Origin of the sequence: Bradyrhizobium sp. RD5-C2, assembly GCF_019972155.1 — a bacterium.
In the GTDB taxonomy this organism is placed as follows: Bacteria; Pseudomonadota; Alphaproteobacteria; order Rhizobiales; family Xanthobacteraceae; genus Bradyrhizobium.
Window position 1 is genome coordinate 1 of sequence record NZ_BOVL01000042.1, and the last position, 322, is coordinate 322.

Sequence of the window (322 nt, forward strand, 5' to 3'; positions counted from 1 at the left end):
GCGCGCAACGGCGATGAGGGCGACCATCTTGGGCTTTCCAGCGGTCACCAGGCGCCGATAGAAGACCTTGAGCTGCGGATGGTATCGGCTGGCCGACAGAGCGGCCATGTAGAGCCCCGCGCGCAGCTTGGCTCTTCCGCCGCCGATCATGCTCTTGCCCTTCCAACGGCCCGACTGGCGGGTGAACGGGGCAAGACCGGCGAGGCTCGCGATCTGGCGCCGATTGAGTGCGCCGAGCTCCGGCACCTCGGCAAGGAAGGTCCGCGCGAGGGTGTTGCTCACGCCAGGAAAGCTGACCAGCAGTTCCTCCTTGGCGCGCCAG

Annotated in this window: 1 protein-coding gene; it reads right to left on the reverse strand. The window is 67.4% G+C overall.

Going from position 1 to position 322, the window contains the following annotated elements:
- A partial coding sequence (locus BraRD5C2_RS33620) for a transposase (protein ID WP_223975711.1) occupies nt 1-322 on the reverse strand: 322 nt, incomplete at both ends.